The 16,395-nt window shown below is 60.1% G+C and carries 16 protein-coding genes and 1 pseudogene; 6 read left to right on the forward strand and 11 right to left on the reverse strand.

Annotation, left to right across the window (positions count from 1 at the left end; all coding sequences use genetic code 11):
* Positions 1 to 124: 124 nt before the first annotated feature.
* The gene (locus tag LY631_RS12420; protein WP_274425730.1) at positions 125 to 1,243 is read left to right on the forward strand and encodes a 5-methyltetrahydropteroyltriglutamate--homocysteine S-methyltransferase; all 1,119 of its coding nucleotides are present in this window, start codon (positions 125 to 127) and stop codon (positions 1,241 to 1,243) included.
* A 115-nt stretch (positions 1,244 to 1,358) separates the two neighbouring features.
* Here the strand turns inward: LY631_RS12420 and LY631_RS12425 are convergent, their stop codons facing one another.
* Positions 1,359 to 2,150 (reverse strand): AraC family transcriptional regulator, encoded by a 792-nt coding sequence (locus tag LY631_RS12425; protein ID WP_274425731.1) that lies wholly within the window; start codon positions 2,148 to 2,150, stop codon positions 1,359 to 1,361.
* 102 nt (positions 2,151 to 2,252) lie between these two features.
* Here LY631_RS12425 and LY631_RS12430 point away from each other — a divergent pair, with 102 nt between their 5' ends.
* Positions 2,253 to 3,512 (forward strand): MFS transporter, encoded by a 1,260-nt coding sequence (locus LY631_RS12430; protein ID WP_274425732.1) that lies wholly within the window; start codon positions 2,253 to 2,255, stop codon positions 3,510 to 3,512.
* Positions 3,513 to 3,713: 201 nt separating this feature from the next.
* Here LY631_RS12430 and LY631_RS12435 read toward each other — a convergent pair whose 3' ends face one another.
* The 8 genes from LY631_RS12435 to LY631_RS12470 all read right to left on the reverse strand — a co-directional run bounded on the left by LY631_RS12435 (position 3,714) and on the right by LY631_RS12470 (position 11,320).
* The gene (locus LY631_RS12435; protein ID WP_274425733.1) at positions 3,714 to 4,451 is read right to left on the reverse strand and encodes an ABC transporter ATP-binding protein; all 738 of its coding nucleotides are present in this window, start codon (positions 4,449 to 4,451) and stop codon (positions 3,714 to 3,716) included.
* A complete protein-coding gene (locus LY631_RS12440; protein WP_274425735.1) occupies positions 4,451 to 5,197 on the reverse strand; it encodes an ABC transporter ATP-binding protein in 747 nt (248 codons plus the stop codon). Before LY631_RS12440 ends, LY631_RS12435 begins: the two co-directional genes overlap by 1 nt.
* Entirely contained in the window at positions 5,194 to 6,255 is a 1,062-nt protein-coding gene (locus LY631_RS12445) for a branched-chain amino acid ABC transporter permease (protein WP_274425893.1), read from the reverse strand. Before LY631_RS12445 ends, LY631_RS12440 begins: the two co-directional genes overlap by 4 nt.
* Positions 6,256 to 6,260: 5 nt before the next feature.
* The gene (locus LY631_RS12450) at positions 6,261 to 7,121 is read right to left on the reverse strand and encodes a branched-chain amino acid ABC transporter permease (RefSeq protein WP_274425736.1); all 861 of its coding nucleotides are present in this window, start codon (positions 7,119 to 7,121) and stop codon (positions 6,261 to 6,263) included.
* 71 nt (positions 7,122 to 7,192) lie between these two features.
* Entirely contained in the window at positions 7,193 to 8,383 is a 1,191-nt protein-coding gene (locus LY631_RS12455; protein ID WP_274425737.1) for an ABC transporter substrate-binding protein, read from the reverse strand.
* Between the two features lie 47 nt (positions 8,384 to 8,430).
* Positions 8,431 to 9,174 (reverse strand): GntR family transcriptional regulator, encoded by a 744-nt coding sequence (locus LY631_RS12460; RefSeq protein ID WP_274425739.1) that lies wholly within the window; start codon positions 9,172 to 9,174, stop codon positions 8,431 to 8,433.
* A gap of 101 nt (positions 9,175 to 9,275) precedes the next feature.
* Positions 9,276 to 10,559 (reverse strand): NAD(P)/FAD-dependent oxidoreductase, encoded by a 1,284-nt coding sequence (locus LY631_RS12465; protein WP_274425741.1) that lies wholly within the window; start codon positions 10,557 to 10,559, stop codon positions 9,276 to 9,278.
* Between the two features lie 11 nt (positions 10,560 to 10,570).
* Complete coding sequence (locus tag LY631_RS12470) at positions 10,571 to 11,320, reverse strand: sulfite exporter TauE/SafE family protein (protein ID WP_274425742.1); 750 nt, start codon at positions 11,318 to 11,320, stop codon at positions 10,571 to 10,573.
* A gap of 524 nt (positions 11,321 to 11,844) precedes the next feature.
* On the opposite strand from LY631_RS12470, the gene LY631_RS12475 reads away from it, so the two are divergent.
* The 4 genes and pseudogenes from LY631_RS12475 (at position 11,845) to LY631_RS12490 (ending at position 14,781) form a co-directional block, all read left to right on the forward strand.
* Positions 11,845 to 12,717 carry a methylenetetrahydrofolate reductase gene (locus LY631_RS12475; RefSeq protein ID WP_274425743.1) on the forward strand — a complete coding sequence of 291 codons (873 nt, stop codon included), beginning with the start codon at positions 11,845 to 11,847 and terminating at the stop codon, positions 12,715 to 12,717.
* 59 nt (positions 12,718 to 12,776) lie between these two features.
* A pseudogene (locus LY631_RS12480) lies at positions 12,777 to 12,986 on the forward strand (aminomethyl transferase family protein); the annotation flags it as partial.
* 408 nt (positions 12,987 to 13,394) lie between these two features.
* Positions 13,395 to 14,069, forward strand: coding sequence for a helix-turn-helix transcriptional regulator (locus LY631_RS12485; RefSeq protein ID WP_274425744.1), 675 nt, complete (start codon positions 13,395 to 13,397; stop codon positions 14,067 to 14,069).
* A 328-nt stretch (positions 14,070 to 14,397) separates the two neighbouring features.
* Positions 14,398 to 14,781 carry a helix-turn-helix transcriptional regulator gene (locus LY631_RS12490; RefSeq protein ID WP_274425745.1) on the forward strand — a complete coding sequence of 128 codons (384 nt, stop codon included), beginning with the start codon at positions 14,398 to 14,400 and terminating at the stop codon, positions 14,779 to 14,781.
* Between the two features lie 91 nt (positions 14,782 to 14,872).
* Here LY631_RS12490 and LY631_RS12495 read toward each other — a convergent pair whose 3' ends face one another.
* Positions 14,873 to 15,304 carry a hypothetical protein gene (locus tag LY631_RS12495; RefSeq protein WP_274425746.1) on the reverse strand — a complete coding sequence of 144 codons (432 nt, stop codon included), beginning with the start codon at positions 15,302 to 15,304 and terminating at the stop codon, positions 14,873 to 14,875.
* Position 15,305: 1 nt separating this feature from the next.
* Entirely contained in the window at positions 15,306 to 16,394 is a 1,089-nt protein-coding gene (flhB, locus tag LY631_RS12500; RefSeq protein ID WP_274425747.1) for a flagellar biosynthesis protein FlhB, read from the reverse strand.
* Position 16,395: the final 1 nt, after the last annotated feature.

Raw genomic sequence — 16,395 nt, forward strand, 5'->3', positions numbered from 1 at the left:
GCGGGACCGAATGTTCCTTTTGCGGGTGAACAGAGCGCATCGCGCGCTTTGCAGGCGTCAGCAAAAGTTTTAAACAGGGCCGTCTTCCGTAGGCTCCACGGTTCGAAAATCTATCGAGGAAACCATGACCAACACACCACCCTACCGCGCCGACCATGTCGGCTCCCTTCTGCGTCCCGTTGCGGTCAAGGAAGCGCGCAAGAAGTTCTACGAGGACAAATCGATCTCGGCTGAGGAACTCAGGAACGTTGAGGACGCCGCCGTCACCGATATCGTAAAGATGCAGCAGAATATCGGGCTCAACGTCGTTACCGATGGTGAACTGCGCCGCTCGTTCTGGCACTTCGACTTTATGGGTGGCCTTACCGGCCTCGAACTGGAGGAGCGCGAGGGACAAACGGGCCTGCAGTTCCAGGGCGCGAACGTGCGTCCGGTTTTTCCCACGATCAAGGAAAAGCTCGATTTCCCGGACAACCACCCGATGCTGGACCACTTCAAGTATGTCGCATCGGTGACCAAGGTCACGCCGAAAATATCGATTCCCGGCCCGAGTGCCTGCCATTTCCGCGTTGCAAAGGAAGACATTCACCCGAAGGAATATAAGGATCCGGAAGCGCTCTTCGCCGCCATCAGCCGAACCTACGCCAAGGCGGTCGAGAAGTTTTACGAGGCGGGTTGCCGCTATCTGCAGATGGACGACATCTTCTTCGCCTATCTCTGTGATCCGAAAATCCGCGAGCAGAAGAAGGCGGCCGGCGAAGATCCCGACTGGCTGATCGACCAGTATGCAAAGATGATGCACGATGCGATCAAGGACCGGCCGGAGGACATGCTGATTGGCATGCATATGTGCCGCGGCAACTTCAAATCCACGTGGGTAGCCGAGGGTGCCTACGATCCGGCGGCGGACGCCGTGTTCAACAAAACGGGCGTCGATATCTACTTCATGGAGTACGACACCAACCGCGCCGGAGGGTTGGAACCGCTCCGCCTCCTGCCGAAGGGCAAGAAGCGCGTGCTGCCGGGTTTCATTACCACCAAGGTTCCCGCACTTGAGCCCTTGGACGACCTGAAGCGCAAATTTGACCTCGCCGGCAAATATGCCGATCTGGATCAACTCGGGATCGCGCCGCAATGCGGCTTTGCCTCCACCGAAGAAGGCAATGACATCACCGAAGATGACCAGAAACGGAAGCTCGAGCTCGTGGTGAAAACAGCCGAAGCGATCTGGGGCGAAGTGTAATACGAGGAAGTTGCACTAATTCTGCAGCTGCGATCCGGCCTTTTTAATACTCGACGTCTCTTGCTCCCCTCTGTCCGGCAGGTCAGAGGGGGGCGGGCGCGGCGGTAAAACGCAACTATCGAACGGGTCCGAGCCATCGCCGCGGCGAGTTGCCTGTCATGCGTTTGAACATGGTCGCGAACGCCGCGACGCTTTCGTAGCCGAGCTCCAGCGCCACGCTCGTCACCGGTTCTCCTTCCGCCAGGCGTGGCAGCGCCGCAAACAGACAGGCCTGCTGCCGCCATGTGGAAAGGCCCAGGCCCGTCTCCCGCTGAAAAGCCCGCGTGAAGGTTCGGCGGCTCATGCCCGCCGCCCGAGCCCATTCGTCTATCGTTGTGCGCGCGGAAGGCCGGCTGACGAACTGGCGGCACAGACGCGCGAGTTTCTCGTCCGCGGGAAAAGGCAGCGCAAGCGGCCGCTCCGGCAGGTTGGAGATTTCGTGGATGAGAAGCTCGAATACCAGCTCCGCACGCCTGGTCCGCTGCGGGGGTGCCGGCAGGCCAACAGCTTCCACTATGAGGCTTCGCCCCAGATCCGTCATAGAGAACACGCGCTGATCCTGCGGCAGGGAATCCAACGCGCGGGGCTGAACATAGACGGAGCCCATTCGAACGTCTCCCATCATCTCCACCGCATGATCGGTGGCAGCGGGTAGCCAAATCGCGTGCTCGGGCGGAACCATCCAGCGGCCCCTGTCAGTACTGATCATCACGACACCGGACAATGCGTAAAGCAACTGCGAGCGGCTGTGCCGATGCGGGGGAATGGCGTGGCCATCCGGATAATCTTGCGAGAGGGCCAGCACAGTGCCCTCCTGCTCTTCCAGCTGAGTCAGACGCTTCTGGTGATGATCGTCGCCGTCTCGCACATCTGTGGCCCACTCGAGAAACTTTTAGACCAAACCACGAAAGAAGATCGCGAGCAACAGGCGTAAAAGGTTGCATCGACAAGCAAGACAAATGAGGCGGAATTGACTGGCGCTGCTGCAACGGATCGGAAGTTTTCGGGCGAGATTACCGTCTACGCCGTGATTCTGGCGATAAGCTTTTCTCACCTGATCAATGACGTGATGCAGTCCCTGCTGGCTGCGCTCTATCCCATGCTGAAGGAAGAGTATCGCCTGGACTTCTGGCAGATTGGCCTGTTGACCATGGCGTTCCAGGTCACAGCATCGCTGCTGCAGCCGCTGATCGGCATGTACACGGACAAGCGCGCGATGCCGTACTCACTGCCCGTCGGCATGGGCTCGACGCTGGCAGGTCTGGTCCTGCTGGCCTTTGCGACCCAATATGCATTTCTCGTCCTCGGCGCTACATTGATCGGCTTCGGATCTGCCGTATTTCACCCCGAATCCTCGCGCGTTGCACGGTTGGCTTCGGGGGGCCGCTACGGGCTCGCCCAATCGCTCTTTCAGGTCGGAGGTAATGTCGGCACCGCCCTGGGGCCGCTCCTGGCAGCTTTCATTGTGGTACCGCGGGGACAGAGCAGCGTTGCCTGGTTCTCATTTGCGGCACTGATCGGGATGATCGTTCTAATACGGGTGAGCGGCTGGTACAGCCGGTATCGTGCGGCAAACGGCCATCGCGTAAGCACCCCCACCGTCTCAGCCCTGCCGCGGCGCACAGTCGCTGTAGCGCTTGCGGTGCTCGCAACGCTCACCTTCTCGAAGCACATCTACATGGCGAGCATAACCAGCTACTACACATTCTATGTGATCCACAAGTTCGGCGTATCGGTGCAGACGTCCCAGATCCTGCTTTTCGTCTTCCTCGGTGGGGCAGCCTTCGGAACTCTGGCAGGCGGACCACTCGGAGATCGGGTCGGGACAAAGACCGTCATCTGGTTTTCCATCCTCGGTGTGCTGCCCTTCACCCTCGCTCTACCCTACGCGGACTTTACCTGGACAATAGTGCTCTCGGGCGTCATCGGCATGGTTATGGCCTCCGCTTTCCCGGCCATCGTCGTATATGCTCAGGAGCTGGTGCCCGGTCGCGTCGGCATGGTCGCCGGTATTTTCTTCGGACTTGCGTTTGGAATGGCCGGGATCGCCGCGGCGGTTTTGGGCGTGATCGCTGACGCCAGGGGCATTGAGTTCGTCTACGTCACTTGCTCGTTTCTGCCCCTACTCGGGCTGCTGACGGTACTGCTTCCTACCATGCGAGGACATGCGGTTGAGCAAAGGAGCGCCGACGGCGAGTCCATTGCCAGCAAACCGCACAACATCCGATGAGGCATCACTGCCATGCCGGCTGGCCTTCATCAGAAGCATGGCGGAATCCGGCGTGATCCGTTCGACGCATGGAGCTCTCGGACTTGCCACGGCTTCTACTGACTTGGATGTTGAAGAGTGCTCTCACGCACGGCAGGGCCTTCATAACAGCGGGTGTCTGGCTCTTGTGCGGGGTACTTGCCTGACGCAGAGCAACAAGTGTCAAACACCTGTGCTCGTATGTACATTTTCGTCTCCGGCAACGCCAAGATGCTGATCCAAGATGGTCGTATCCGCCAGCAGAGAAGGACTGTCCCCTTCCCAAACAATTGCACCGCGATCCAGGATTACGGCCCGGTCGGTGAGCGGAAGGACTTTACGCGCCTTCTGCTCGATAATGATGGCGGACGTCCCCTCATCCGTGACGATCTTGTGCAAGACGCTTAGCAATTCGTCGACGATGACGGGCGCCAGACCCTCAAGCGGCTCATCGAGAAGCAGAAGCTTCGGGTTGATCATCAAGGCCCGCGCAATTGCCAGCATCTGCTGTTCGCCGCCGGAAAGATTGCTGCCGAGATTGCTCCGCCGCTCCTTCAGCCGCGGGAACATGGCGTAGGCGCGCTCAATCGTCCAGGGGCCGTGCCGGCGGATTGCCGTAAGATTTTCCTCCACCGTGAGCGAGCGAAAGACGTTGCGTTCCTGCGGTACCCAACCGATACCCGCCGCCGCGCGCCGTTCGGGCCGAACGCGGGTTATGTCCTTGCCCGCGAAACGAATGCTGCCGGCATGATATGTCGTCACCCCGGCAATGGTATCCACGAGCGTGGTCTTCCCCGTTCCATTGCGGCCAAGAAGTGCGAACGACTGCCCCTCGCCCAAAGTCAGGCTGATGTTGGAAAGCACCTGTGCCTCGCCATACCCGGCGACGAGATTTTCAATGCTGAGGAGTTCTGCCGCCATCAGGCGTCCTCCCCCAGATAAATAGCCTTGACGCGCGGGTCGGCAGAAACCTTGGTCACCGTACCTTCCGTAAACAACGCGCCGGACACCAGGACCGAGATCCGGTCGGCGAAGGAGAAAACGAGTTCCATATCGTGCTCGATAAGGATGACCGTAACGTCTTCCGGCAAGTCGCGCACGATGTTGAGAACCTCGTGACGCTCGTCCTCCGGAACGCCGGCAGCGGGCTCGTCCAGCAAAAGCACGCGCGGCTTGCTGGCGAAAGCGAGCGCAATCTCGAGCAATCTCTGACGCCCGTAGGGCAGCATGGACGTGCGCTCGTCCATGACGTCCGAAAGCTTGAAACGCTCAAGCAGTGCAGCCGCTTCGTCGACTGCTTCTCCATGTGCAACCAGGGGGCGCCAGGCGGAACCACCCAGTTCCTTACGCTCGTTTACGGCAAGCACCACCGATTCCAGCGGCGTGAATTCGCGGAAAAGCTGATTAACTTGAAACGTGCGCGCCAGACCGCGTTTCACCCTCTGTTCAACCGGCAGCCCAGTAATGTCCTCACCGTCCAGAAGGACGCTCCCGGAGGTGGGTTTCAAGGCGCCGGTGAAAAGGTTGATCAGCGTGGTCTTGCCGGCACCGTTCGGTCCGATCAGGGCGTGGCGAGCCCCCTGCTCCACCGAGAGTGAAACATCGTCAGCCGCCAGAAAGCCGCCAAAACGCTTCACCAGATGCCGGGTCTCAAGTGCGGCGGTCACTGCTCACCCCTCAGCTTCATGCCGAGCCGCCAGTTGACGACACGTGCCAGCCGCTCCTGCAGCGAGTTCGGGAGGAAAGTGTGCCAGCGCCCGAGATTTTCCCGCCCGACCACAACGATAATGACGAGCACCAGGCCGATCCAGAACATCCAGTACTGCGGTGTGATCACCGAAAGCCAGTCGCGTAGCAGTGTGAAGACGATCGCGCCGATGATACCGCCGTAAAGATACCCCACACCGCCCAGCACCAGGACGAGCAACACATCCGCCGAGCGGTGAAAAGCCAGCACGTCGATCGACACGAAACTCGTGGTATGCGTCAGCAGGGCACCGGCAATGCCGGCGTAAACGGCGGCGACCGTGTAGATCGCGACAATTCTCCGCCGAGAGGGAACGCCGACCATAGCGGCGCGCACGGGATTGCCCTTGATGGCCTTGAGCGACAGCCCGAAGGGCGCATTAACCAGCCGCCGGGCCAGGCACGTGAGAATGAACAGGACGAAGAGGCAATAGATGTAGCCGGTCTTGCCCCACAGATCGAACTCGAACAGGCCCAGGATAGGTCCCACCATGACGCCGCTCAACCCATCGGCGCCACCCGTCAACCACGCCATCTGGTTGGCGACCTCAGCCAGCATCAGGGCTATCCCCAAGGTCGTCATAAGGCGGGTAAGGTCCGATCCGCGCAACACCAGGAAACTGGTCGCAAAGCCGAAAATACCACTTGCTGCTGCGGCAACGAAGAGCCCCGTGACAGGCTCGGCGTAAATGTGCTTTGCAAATATCCCGGCCGCGTAAGCGCCCAGTCCGAAGAAAGCGCCATGCCCCAGCGAGACGATCCCGGCATAGCCGAGGATGAGGTCCAGAGAGATGGCGAAGAGCGCGACAATCGCGATCTCCGTCAACACAAGCATGTGCGACGGTAGCAGAAAGATCGCGGCGAAAGCCGCAACCCAAAGCACGATCTCGAACGCGCGCCAGGCGCTAAGCCGGCGAAGCTGCGTAGCCGCCACGCTCTCCGTCACGGGTGCGGAAACCTTACCGGCGTTTTCGCTCATCGTGCTCACCGGCTGGCTTCCCGCGCGAACAGCCCATGCGGGCGAAACACCAGAACCAGAACCATGACACCATAGATGATGAAGGCGCCGATCTCGGGCACATAGTACTTGCCTGCCACGTCGGCGATTCCGAGCAACAGCGCTGCTAGGAATGGGCCCGTAATCGATGATGTGCCACCCACGGTGACGACGATGAGAAAATAGACGATGTATTTGAGCGCAAAGTTGGGATCCAATCCAAGGACCTCCGCACCCATGGCCCCGCCAAGCCCGGCCAGCCCCGAGCCGAGCGCAAAAGTCAGCGCGAAGACGACTGAAACATTGATGCCCAGCCCCCGCGCCACCCGGCCGTCATCGACCGCGGCTCGCAGCTGGCTCCCAAAACGCGTTCTGGTCAATGCGAGCTGGAGAGCGACAACGAGGACCGCGCAGAACACCGTAATGAAGATCCTGTATCGACCGACACCCACACCAAAAATCTCGATACGGCCACGCAGCTCCGGTGGCAATTGAATAAGCTGCTGCTGCCCGCCCATGAAATAATGCGCCGCCGCAATCGACATGAAGACGAGGCCGACCGAGAACAGCACCTGGTCCAGATGCGGCGCCGAGTAGAGCCGGCGGTAGAGCGTGCGTTCCAGCACTGCGCCGATCACCCCGACGGCAAGGAAGGCTATAAGCAGACACCAATAGAAGGATACCCCGTGGCGATTCATCAGAACCACGGTGATGTAACCACCCACCATGGCGAACGCGCCATGTGCGAGATTGATGAAGTTCATCAATCCAAGCGTAATCGCCAAGCCCACGGCGATGATGAACAAAAGCATCCCGTAGGCGATACCGTCGAAGAGAATGGTCAGCATGGCACGGCTCGGCACTCAAGAACAAACGTGGCGAGGACGGCTGTCCTCGCCACACGGGCCTAAATGGCCCCTTATTCTGCTGAATCCTCAGCCTTCGCCGGGTCCTTGACGGCCTCGTAGGTCTCGAACTCTACATTATAGAGTTCTCCATCAACCTCCTCCACCTCGCGCATATAGATGTTCTGGATGATGTCACGGGTTTCCGGATCGATGGAGACCGGGCCGCGCGGGCTGGTCCAGGAAAGACCCTTGATGGCTTCCATCAACGCGTCACCATCCACTTCACCCTCCGTTTCTTCCAGCGCGGCGTAGATAAGATGCATGCCGTCATAGCCGCCAATGGCCATGAAGTTCGGGCGCATCCCGTCGTTGGCTTCCTCGAACGACTCGACGAAGGCCTCGTTTTCCGGGCTCTCGTGAGCGGCGGAATAATGATGTCCGGTAATCGTGCCGATCGCCGGCTCGCCCATCTCGTTGAGAAGATCGTCATCCGTCACGTCGCCGGTGGCGATCAGCCGAATGCCGGCTTCATTGAGACCGCGCTCGGTGAACTGCCGCATGAACAGCGAACCGACACCGGAAGGCAGGAACACGAAAACCGCGTCCGGCTCAGAATCGCGCACGCGCTGCAGGTACGGCGCGAAGTCCGGGTTCTCCAGCGGAACCCGCACCGCTTCGACGATTTCACCGCCATTCTCGGTGAATTCCTTGGTAAACCATGTTTCGGCATCGATACCGGGACCGTAATCGGTCACCAGCGTCACCACGCGGTTGATGTCGTTTTCATTCGCCCATGTGGCGACCGGAACGGACGCCTGCGGAAGCGTGAAACTGGTACGCGTATAATACTCCGACTCTTTGGTAATCGAAGCCGTCGCCGCGGCCATGATCACAGCGGGGATATTCGCCTGGTTGAGAACCGGACCGACGGAAAGCGCCAGCGGCGTAAGCCCGAAACCTGCCAATACGTTGACACCCTCGTTCACCACCAGTTCCTGCGCGATACGGCGGGTCTGGTCTGCCGTGCCGGCATCGTCACGCACGATAAGCTCGACTGTCTTGCCGGCGGCCGTGTCACCGTTCATTTCCATATAGGTGCGCGCGCCGGCTTCCACCTGGCGGCCTGTCGAAGAGAAGGGGCCGGTCATGGGGAGAATAAGGCCGATCTTGACGGTATCCTCCTGCGCGCTTGCCGTCAGAGCCGTCTGTCCCAGCATGGCGACCCCTGCCGACGCGGCCATCAGCATTCTTCTGGTAATCATCGTTTCCTCCACTTTGTCCGGCGGATCGGTCCGTCCACCCTTTTCAGTTACGCGGAAACCAGCGCCAGTCCCGGCACACGCGAGATCAGGCTGCGGTCTTCGTCCATAACAAACTCCAGATTGTGCCGTGCCAAGCGCGCATGCTCTCGGGCCAGCGCCTCCGCGCGCGTCCCCTCGCGCAGCTCGATCGCCGAAACGATCTCCCGATGCTGACGCTGAGCATGGCTCAACGACAGACGGAAAGCGAGCACGTCTTCCTGCTTTTCCAGGAAGGAGCTGGGCGAGGCGAATGGCAGCTGCGTCGCGCGCTCCACCTCCCGGCGCATCATGTCGCTGCCTGGCAGCGCCGCAAGCGCCACGTGGAATTCAGCGTTTAGCTCGACATAGCGGTCGAACAACATGTCCTCGGGGCTGTCGCGAAAGCACTTGTCCAACTCGGTTACAAGCTGCTTGATCGCCTTCAGGCTGGCCGGCGCAACACCGCGCTCTGCCGCCAGCCGCGCCGCCGTGCCTTCCAGCACCCCGCGTATCTCGATCGCATCGAAGACATCGGCCATGGTGAAGCTGCGAACGGCAAACCCGCCGGAGGGTATCTGCTCCAGAAGGCCCTCTTGCTCCAGACGCGCCAGCGCGGCCCGCAACGGCGTGCGCGAGATGCCGAGCCGGTCGGCAAGGCTGGCTTCGGACAATCGCTCACCCGGCGGCACGTCGCCGCCCAACACGAGATCGCGAACGCCGAGAAGCGCCTTGAGCGTCTGGCTGTCACGCTTCGTGTCCGCTGCCCGCTTCATCCGTTCGGTCCCCCTGCCCGTTCGTCAAATTCGCCTGAGTGACAGAATACGTTCGGTATACCGATCGTCAATACTTTTTGATCAAAGACTTAATGCTTCCATCAATAGGACAAGCGCGTCAGATGAAGCGCTTGCGCTCCCCACTCTATGCCCGCTTCTCGCATCGCCGGAAAGGACTGAGCGCGCGGCGGAGTAAGGGGTAGCGGCATTTCCTCTTCCGGCAACTCGCCCATGAGATGCCGCGCCAGAAGCTGGCCGAACACGGTTCCCGGCGCGATCCCCCGGCCATTATAGCCACTGAATCCGATAATTCTCTCGTCAAGCCTGTGAAATTTCGGCAGGTGATCGTCCGTCATGCCGATCATTCCATGCCAGGCGTGCGTGAATCCGATATCGCGCAAAGCCGGAAACAGCTTGCGCAGCGTGTGGCGCGCCCATGAAGCGTGAACGGCACGCCCCGACCCGCGCAGCGCCCCGACACTGCCCAGAAGCAGACGCCCCTGCCCGTCGCGGCGGAACGCTGTGAGAACCTTGTTGGTATCCCAAGCGCCCTGGCGCTCCGGCAGAATGTGCTCGAGCGTTTTCGCGTCGAGCGGCTCGGTCGCAAAGTTGAAAAACGGCAGGTGGACGACCTCCGACCGAAGCTCGGGCCAAAGACCGCTTGTGTAGGCGTTCGTGGCGGCCACCACCCAATCCGCGGCAACACTGCCGTCCGGCGTTTTGACCCGCCACCGGGCTCCGTCACGTTCAATCGCAACGGCCGGTGATTGCGTAAAGATCGTTGCGCCAGCCGAAATGGCCGCCTGTGCGAGCCCGCGCGCATAAGCTAACGGCTGGATGGTACCCGCGCGCTCGTCGAGAAGCGCACCGGCGTAGGCCTCGCTCCCGGTTTTGGCCGCGGTTTGGGCCGCATCAAGCAACCGGACGGGCGCACCCCGCGCCTGCCATTGGCGCGTACGTTCGCGAAGCTGGTTAAGCCCTTTTTGCCCAACCGCGCAATGAAGCGTTCCTGCGCGCTCCGGCTCGCAACGGATCCGGTGCTTTTCGATCAGATCGAAGACCAGACGCGGGGCATCTGCCAAAACCGCCAGCAGCCGCTCTCCGTGAAGCTCGCCGAGCGTGCCCGGCAGATCGTCTGGGAGCACCCACATACCGGCATTCACCAGGCCCACATTACGCCCCGATCCGCCGTGGCCGATCCCTGCTGCTTCCAGAACGACAGGTTTAATGCCGGCTTCAGCCAGATGCAGCGCGGCGGACAGCCCGGTAAAGCCGCCACCGACGATCACGACGTCAGCCGATGTCGCACCGGAGAGTGGCGATGTCTCCGGTGCCGCCGGCGCGGTTGCAGCCCATAGACCCTGACCGTCGGTATTGTGGTGCATGAATTTCCTCGCTACCCCATCAACGCATCGTACACGAGTTTCAAAGCCAATATCCCGAGCAGTACTAGGACTGCGCGGTCGAATGTTTCCTTCGACATCCTCCGCGCGAGTGCAGCTCCAGCGGGCATGAAGGCAAGTATCGGGATCACCGCCGCCAGGCTGATGATTGCATCCCGCACGTGGAAAATGCCGAGATAGCCCAGCGCTGCGCCTTGCAGCACCGTCATGGAAGCAAAAAAGACGGAGATCGTCGAAATGAAAACCGGCCGTTCCAGCTTCATGGCGTTTAGGAACGAGATCGAAACCGGAGCGGAAATGCCCGAAGCGCCTTGCAGAACGCCGGCCGTAAGCCCGGCCGGCAATGAGAGTTTGCGTGCAAGTGTATAAGCGATTTTCCAATCCGGGCGGGCGAAGCGTAGTATGATATAAACAAACACCGCCCCCGCTACGATCATCGAAAGCAATTCCTGGGAGAAGTAGGCCAGAATCACCGTACCGACGAGTACGCCAGCCGCGCCGGCCCCGGCAAAGCTCCAAACGAAGGCGGCCGGAAGGCGGTGATCACGATAGTGCCAGCCCTGCCAGACATTGGTCAACAGGTTCGGCATCAGCATCACCACCACGGCGAACTTCACGTTGAAGATCATGGCCAGCGCCGGAACCGCGAGAAGGGGGGCACCCGCCCCCGTGGCGCCTTTTATGATTCCCCCCGCGGCAAGGCAGGCAAAGATGATGGCGAGTTCTATGTATTCAAATGTCACGGGGGAAACTTGATTGATTGAGACGCAGCCGGTTTAACCCACTCGGCACCCGAGTTCCAGAGGCTGTTTAGGACGTGGGGTGGAGACTGCTTTGGCTCGTCTCAATGGCTGTCCGACACAGCGATTTTCATTCAAACGGATGCCGGCGCTCCTTGCGAATGACATCGACCGCGCGCCGAAGCACGTCCGGAAGATCCTCGCGGTGCGCCACCCATTCGGCCTCTTCCTATTTTGGTATACTGCTCTCCCAACCCAAGGCCATCGCTTTGTGGAACCGCGTCCTGTTTCGACGCGTTGGAAGTGAGTAGTGCAAGCGGCGGCGACCCGCAGAAAAGCAGCCGGAACAGCGCCTGCTGCGGTGCTCTGCGCACGAAGACGACGCGACTTAGGAAGCCATGGCGAGGCGCTGTAACCGATATCCCTTCCTCATGGAAATTACGTTGACAGCATTCATGTCCGCGTGCAGATTGTATACTGATAGAATGCAGTGGGCGTGATCGGACGATCACGTGTGAGGAGGTCCCATGGGCATGGTTCAAGAGCGGGCGAATGAGGGCCGGGTAGCGCTGGCTAACCTTCTTCAGACCTATTCGGTCGAAGTGACCGCACGGGACAGCCGGTCCCTGGACGACGTCAAGAAAATCCTCCAGCCCGGGGCGGAAGTCTTCGTTGCCAATCTTCCCAATGAAAGTGCGGATGTTCTGATCAACGCGGCGGCGAGCCTGCGCGATGCAGGGCTGACTCCAGTGCCGCATATCGTGGCACGCAACATCGCCACCCGGCAGGATCTCGACGATATGATTGCCGGGCTCGTGAACAAGGCGGGCGTCGAGCGGGCGTTGATCCTGGGCGGTGACCGCGATCAGCCCGCGGGCGAGTTCGATTCTGCACTTCAGATTATCCAGACCGGACTGCTGGAGAAGCACGGAATTCGCCGCATTGCCATCGCCTGTTACCCGGAAGGCCATCCCCGCATCGCGGACGATGTCTTATGGGCTGCGTTGCGCGACAAGCTCGGCGCCGCTGCCAAGGCTGAGCTTGAGACGCTATTGGTCAGCCAGTTCCTTTTCGATCCGAAGGCGATCGTCGAATTCGCGGGTGCGCTGCGCGAAGCCGGGATCGAGACGCCCCTGCGTATCGGGGTTGCAGGCCCGGCGGATCGTGGCAAGTTGATCAAATACGCGCTGCGGTGCGGCGTCGGCGCTTCCCTGCGCGTGCTGCGTGAGCGCGGCAAGGTGGCAAGAAATGTGCTTTCGGGAGAGACACCCGACGATTTGCTCGGCGAAGTCGCCCGGGCCCAGGAAGACAATCCGTCGCTGGGCATGACCGGCGTGCATTTTTTCACATTTGGAGACCCGGCACGCAGCGCCCGCTGGGCGGAAGAACAGCGCCATTAACCGCGCGGCCGCGCCGCGACCATCAAGTCAAAAGCACCCCAAGGGAGGACAGTCTCAGCTCAATGCTCTCGCTGGCAACCGTAGACCCCGATGTCCAGACCGGCGACGTGCTCACCCTTGTCTGGGGCGAGGAAGACGGCGGCACGAGCAAGACGACGGTCGAGCCGCACAAGCAGCTCGAAATTCGGGTTAAGGTAGCGCCGGAGCCGTATTCACGGGACGCACGCGAGACCTATGCCGAAAGCTGGCGGACGAAACAGACGGCCTGATATGTCTAAAAGCTGGAATCTTCCATAGAAGAGCCCAAGGTTTCTGCGGCAGAACCCGGCAGGAGAGCTACCCTCTAAAGCGGATCAGCGCATGGTTTTCATCCCGAGGCCGGTGGCCTCGGGCCCCATTGGATCCTCAAGAATTGTTAACCTCATTAATCGATTTCTTGACGAATCGCGCCATCCGCTTATCCTTCCTCAAAAAAAGGGGACGGATACCAAAGGTGTAAATTGCACCGCGTTCTTCTTTCGTTTTGGACTGGAACGGGCGTGCGCTGTCACAATAAAGTTGAGCGTATCCAATAGCGTCACGCGGACCGCTGGGCTCGTCTACATGGTTCGGTTTTGCGAACTTGGGGACTGAAAACGTCCCGGCGGCTTTTAAAAGCCGGGTGGAAAAGGCAGAAGATGGATACGGAGACTCGCGAGCGGAGGAAAACAGCGGAGCCGATAGGCACCGAGCCCGCGAGAGAGCTTTCGGCCTTTCTGGCGCGCCAGACGCGCGAACTGGGAGCGAATGACTACCTTCTCTTGGACGCGAGCGGCTGCATTCTGTCTTCCAACTGGATCTATGATGCAGTTGCCGAGGTAGGGCTTCCCAACATCTCCCAACTGGCCAGGAGTTCCGCGCTCACCTGGCCCGGTCAGGAAATTCGTGGCTACCATCCGCTGGCGCTGTCGGCATTGACGGAGCGCGACGAAATCGCCGCATTGGCCTACTACGGTCATCAGGAAGTGTTTGTGTTGGCATTGCCGACGCATAAGCCGCGCCACCTTCTGCTTTCGGCCGGAAAGCCGGGCGCGGTCGATAAATCCAAGCTCAGCCGCGCCCAGATGACCTGCTGCTATGCACTCTCCCAACTCATTCCTGCGGGGAGCGAGCAGTCTGAGAATCCGCTTAACGCCAACGAAATAGACTGTCTTTCCTGGGTTTCGCATGGCAAGACAACCGACGAGGTGGCGCTTATCCTGAACGTCTCCACCAACATGGTGAACAGCCAGATCGCCCACGCAATCCATAAACTCAAGGCCAAGAATCGGGCTATGGCGATCGCAGCAGCCATTCGGCGCAACCTGATATGAGGTTGTAGAGGCGTTGGGCACACCGGAGTTCATAAATCCCGAACCATCCGCGGACGGTTCCGCCGACACTTTCGTGCCGCGCTTCCGGCATCTGGCCGAACGATGCGGGGCGGATGAGTTCCACCTTTTTCGCGTTCGTGGCCGGAAGCGCCTGCTGGTTCCGGTCTTGCGTGGCGCCCGGGTAAACACTCCGTCCCCCCTGCCCGAAGGTTTGCCGGACGACTTTGTCGATAATGTCATATCCTCGATGTGTCCTTTGTGGTGGGACACAGCCCACGGTGATCTAAGCAAAAGCCTGGCCGCAAGCCGCTGGGTGAGACGCATTCACTTGCGCCAGACCGGCCCTGCCGGACTGGCCTTACCGATCGCCGCCGGCGAGGCCGGACTGGGCGTTGCGATCTTCACAGGCACACGCATGCGGCTCGATGAAGATGCATTGTTGGGAATCCATGCCGGGTGCCATGCGCTTTTCAGCAAGTTGCCCGAAGTGACACCAGAACGCGAGGAATCCGCCCTGCCCGCCATGTCGCGGCGCGAATTGCAATGCCTGAAGCTCACGGCCAACGGGCTCACGAGCGACGATATCGCCGAGGAGCTTGGCCTATCGGTACACACAGCCAATCAGTACCTGGCCAACGCCGCACAGAAGCTGAACGCGACCAATCGCATTCACGCGGTCGCCAAGGCGTTACGTGAAGGACTGATTGACTGATATTACGGCTGCAAACTGGCATTCAGGATGGTCGGCGCCCTGTATGCACCGTCTGTCCTGCCAGATATTTCTCCGCACGGGGAACCAACGTTCAAGCAGCGCGGCGGCTTTTCCGGATACGAGCCTTTTCCAGCACCGATGTGAGGAAGGCGGAATTGGCTTGAGGATCGTCCGAAGGCACATCAAAAGTGATGTAGCTCACCTCAACGCCGGCATGATGCGCACTAAGCGATAGCGAGAAATAGACCGTCGCTCCCTTCGGCCGCAACTCCAGGTCCAGCACGATACGTGGTTTTCCGGTCCATGTGACATACGCCTCGCATCCATAGCCGAGCCGTAGCGTACCCGGCAAATAATAGAGTTCGGCCGCCGATTCCACGATATCGGCAATACTTGCCATGCTGTCCAAACGGATGAAGGCCACATAATCGGCCAGATCGATGAGCCTGAGCTCATCCGCGACCTCCTGAATGGCATTGGCCACGATGGCCTCCCGTGCGGCTGAATAAGGCTGCCGATCCATCTCACCTGACCCTGGCTGTCGTTTTTTCCTCCCCGGCCCCATAGACGCGCCGGACGAGCTCGGCGACAGCCTTATAGAATTGAGGCGGGATCATACTATCCAGCGAAACTTGATCGTACATGGAGCGCGCGAGCGTCGGCTCTTCAAAGATGGGCACATTGTTCTCGCGCGCGATATCGCGGATGCGAAGTGCGACGAGGTCCTTGCCTTTTGCCACGACAACCGGGGCGGCATCTTCATCGCGTCGGTAACGCATGGCGATGGCGAAGTGTGTTGGATTGGCAATCACCAGCGTTGCCTTCGGCACCGAGGAAATCATGCGTTGTCGCGAGCGCTCACGTGCCATCGAGCGCAGCCGCGCTTTCACCATCGGATCGCCTTCGACCTGCTTCAGCTCGTCTTTGACCTCCTGGCGCGTCATGCGCAGGTCTTGCCACCAATTGAACCGCGACCAGAGAATATCGGCCACTGCGATGATCAGCATCACTGCTGTGACGACAACGACGATCTCAAGCGCGATGTCTCGGATCGTTATTGTAAAGGCAAGCGGGTGCGTGAACATCCCGGCCAGCAGCCGTGCATCGGCCGTTCGCAGGGCGAGAGCTATGAAGCCGCCGACGACCAGGAGTTTGCCGAGCGATTTCGCAAACTCCACCAGACCACGCGGCCCAAAAAGGCGCGACCAGCCCTGCACCGGCGATATGCGTGACGCTTTCGGTCGGATCCGCTCCGGCACAAAGCGCGGCATGTTCTGCAGGACCGACGCGCTGAGGCCGGCTGCCATCAAAAGCACCATCACAATGCCGACAACCTTCACGATCTCCATGAAGACGATACGGTAGAGCGCGATCACATCGGCCTGTGTTGCAAGTGACCACCCATCGGCACGCTCAATGAAGATAGACAGGAAATCACCCAGTTGGCCCGCCCGGTCACGCGCAAAAAAGAGCACGAAGGTTAGAATCGCCAGAAAGGATGCCAGCACGGGCGCTTCTTTGGAGAAGGGCAGTTGCCCCTTCTCGACCGAGTCACGAACCTTTTTCTCAGTCGGTTCCTCGGTCTTGCTTTCCTTGTCCGGTTTATCCGCCATG

It is taken from the genome of Chelativorans sp. YIM 93263 (assembly GCF_028767125.1).
Classification (GTDB): domain Bacteria; phylum Pseudomonadota; class Alphaproteobacteria; order Rhizobiales; family Rhizobiaceae; genus Chelativorans.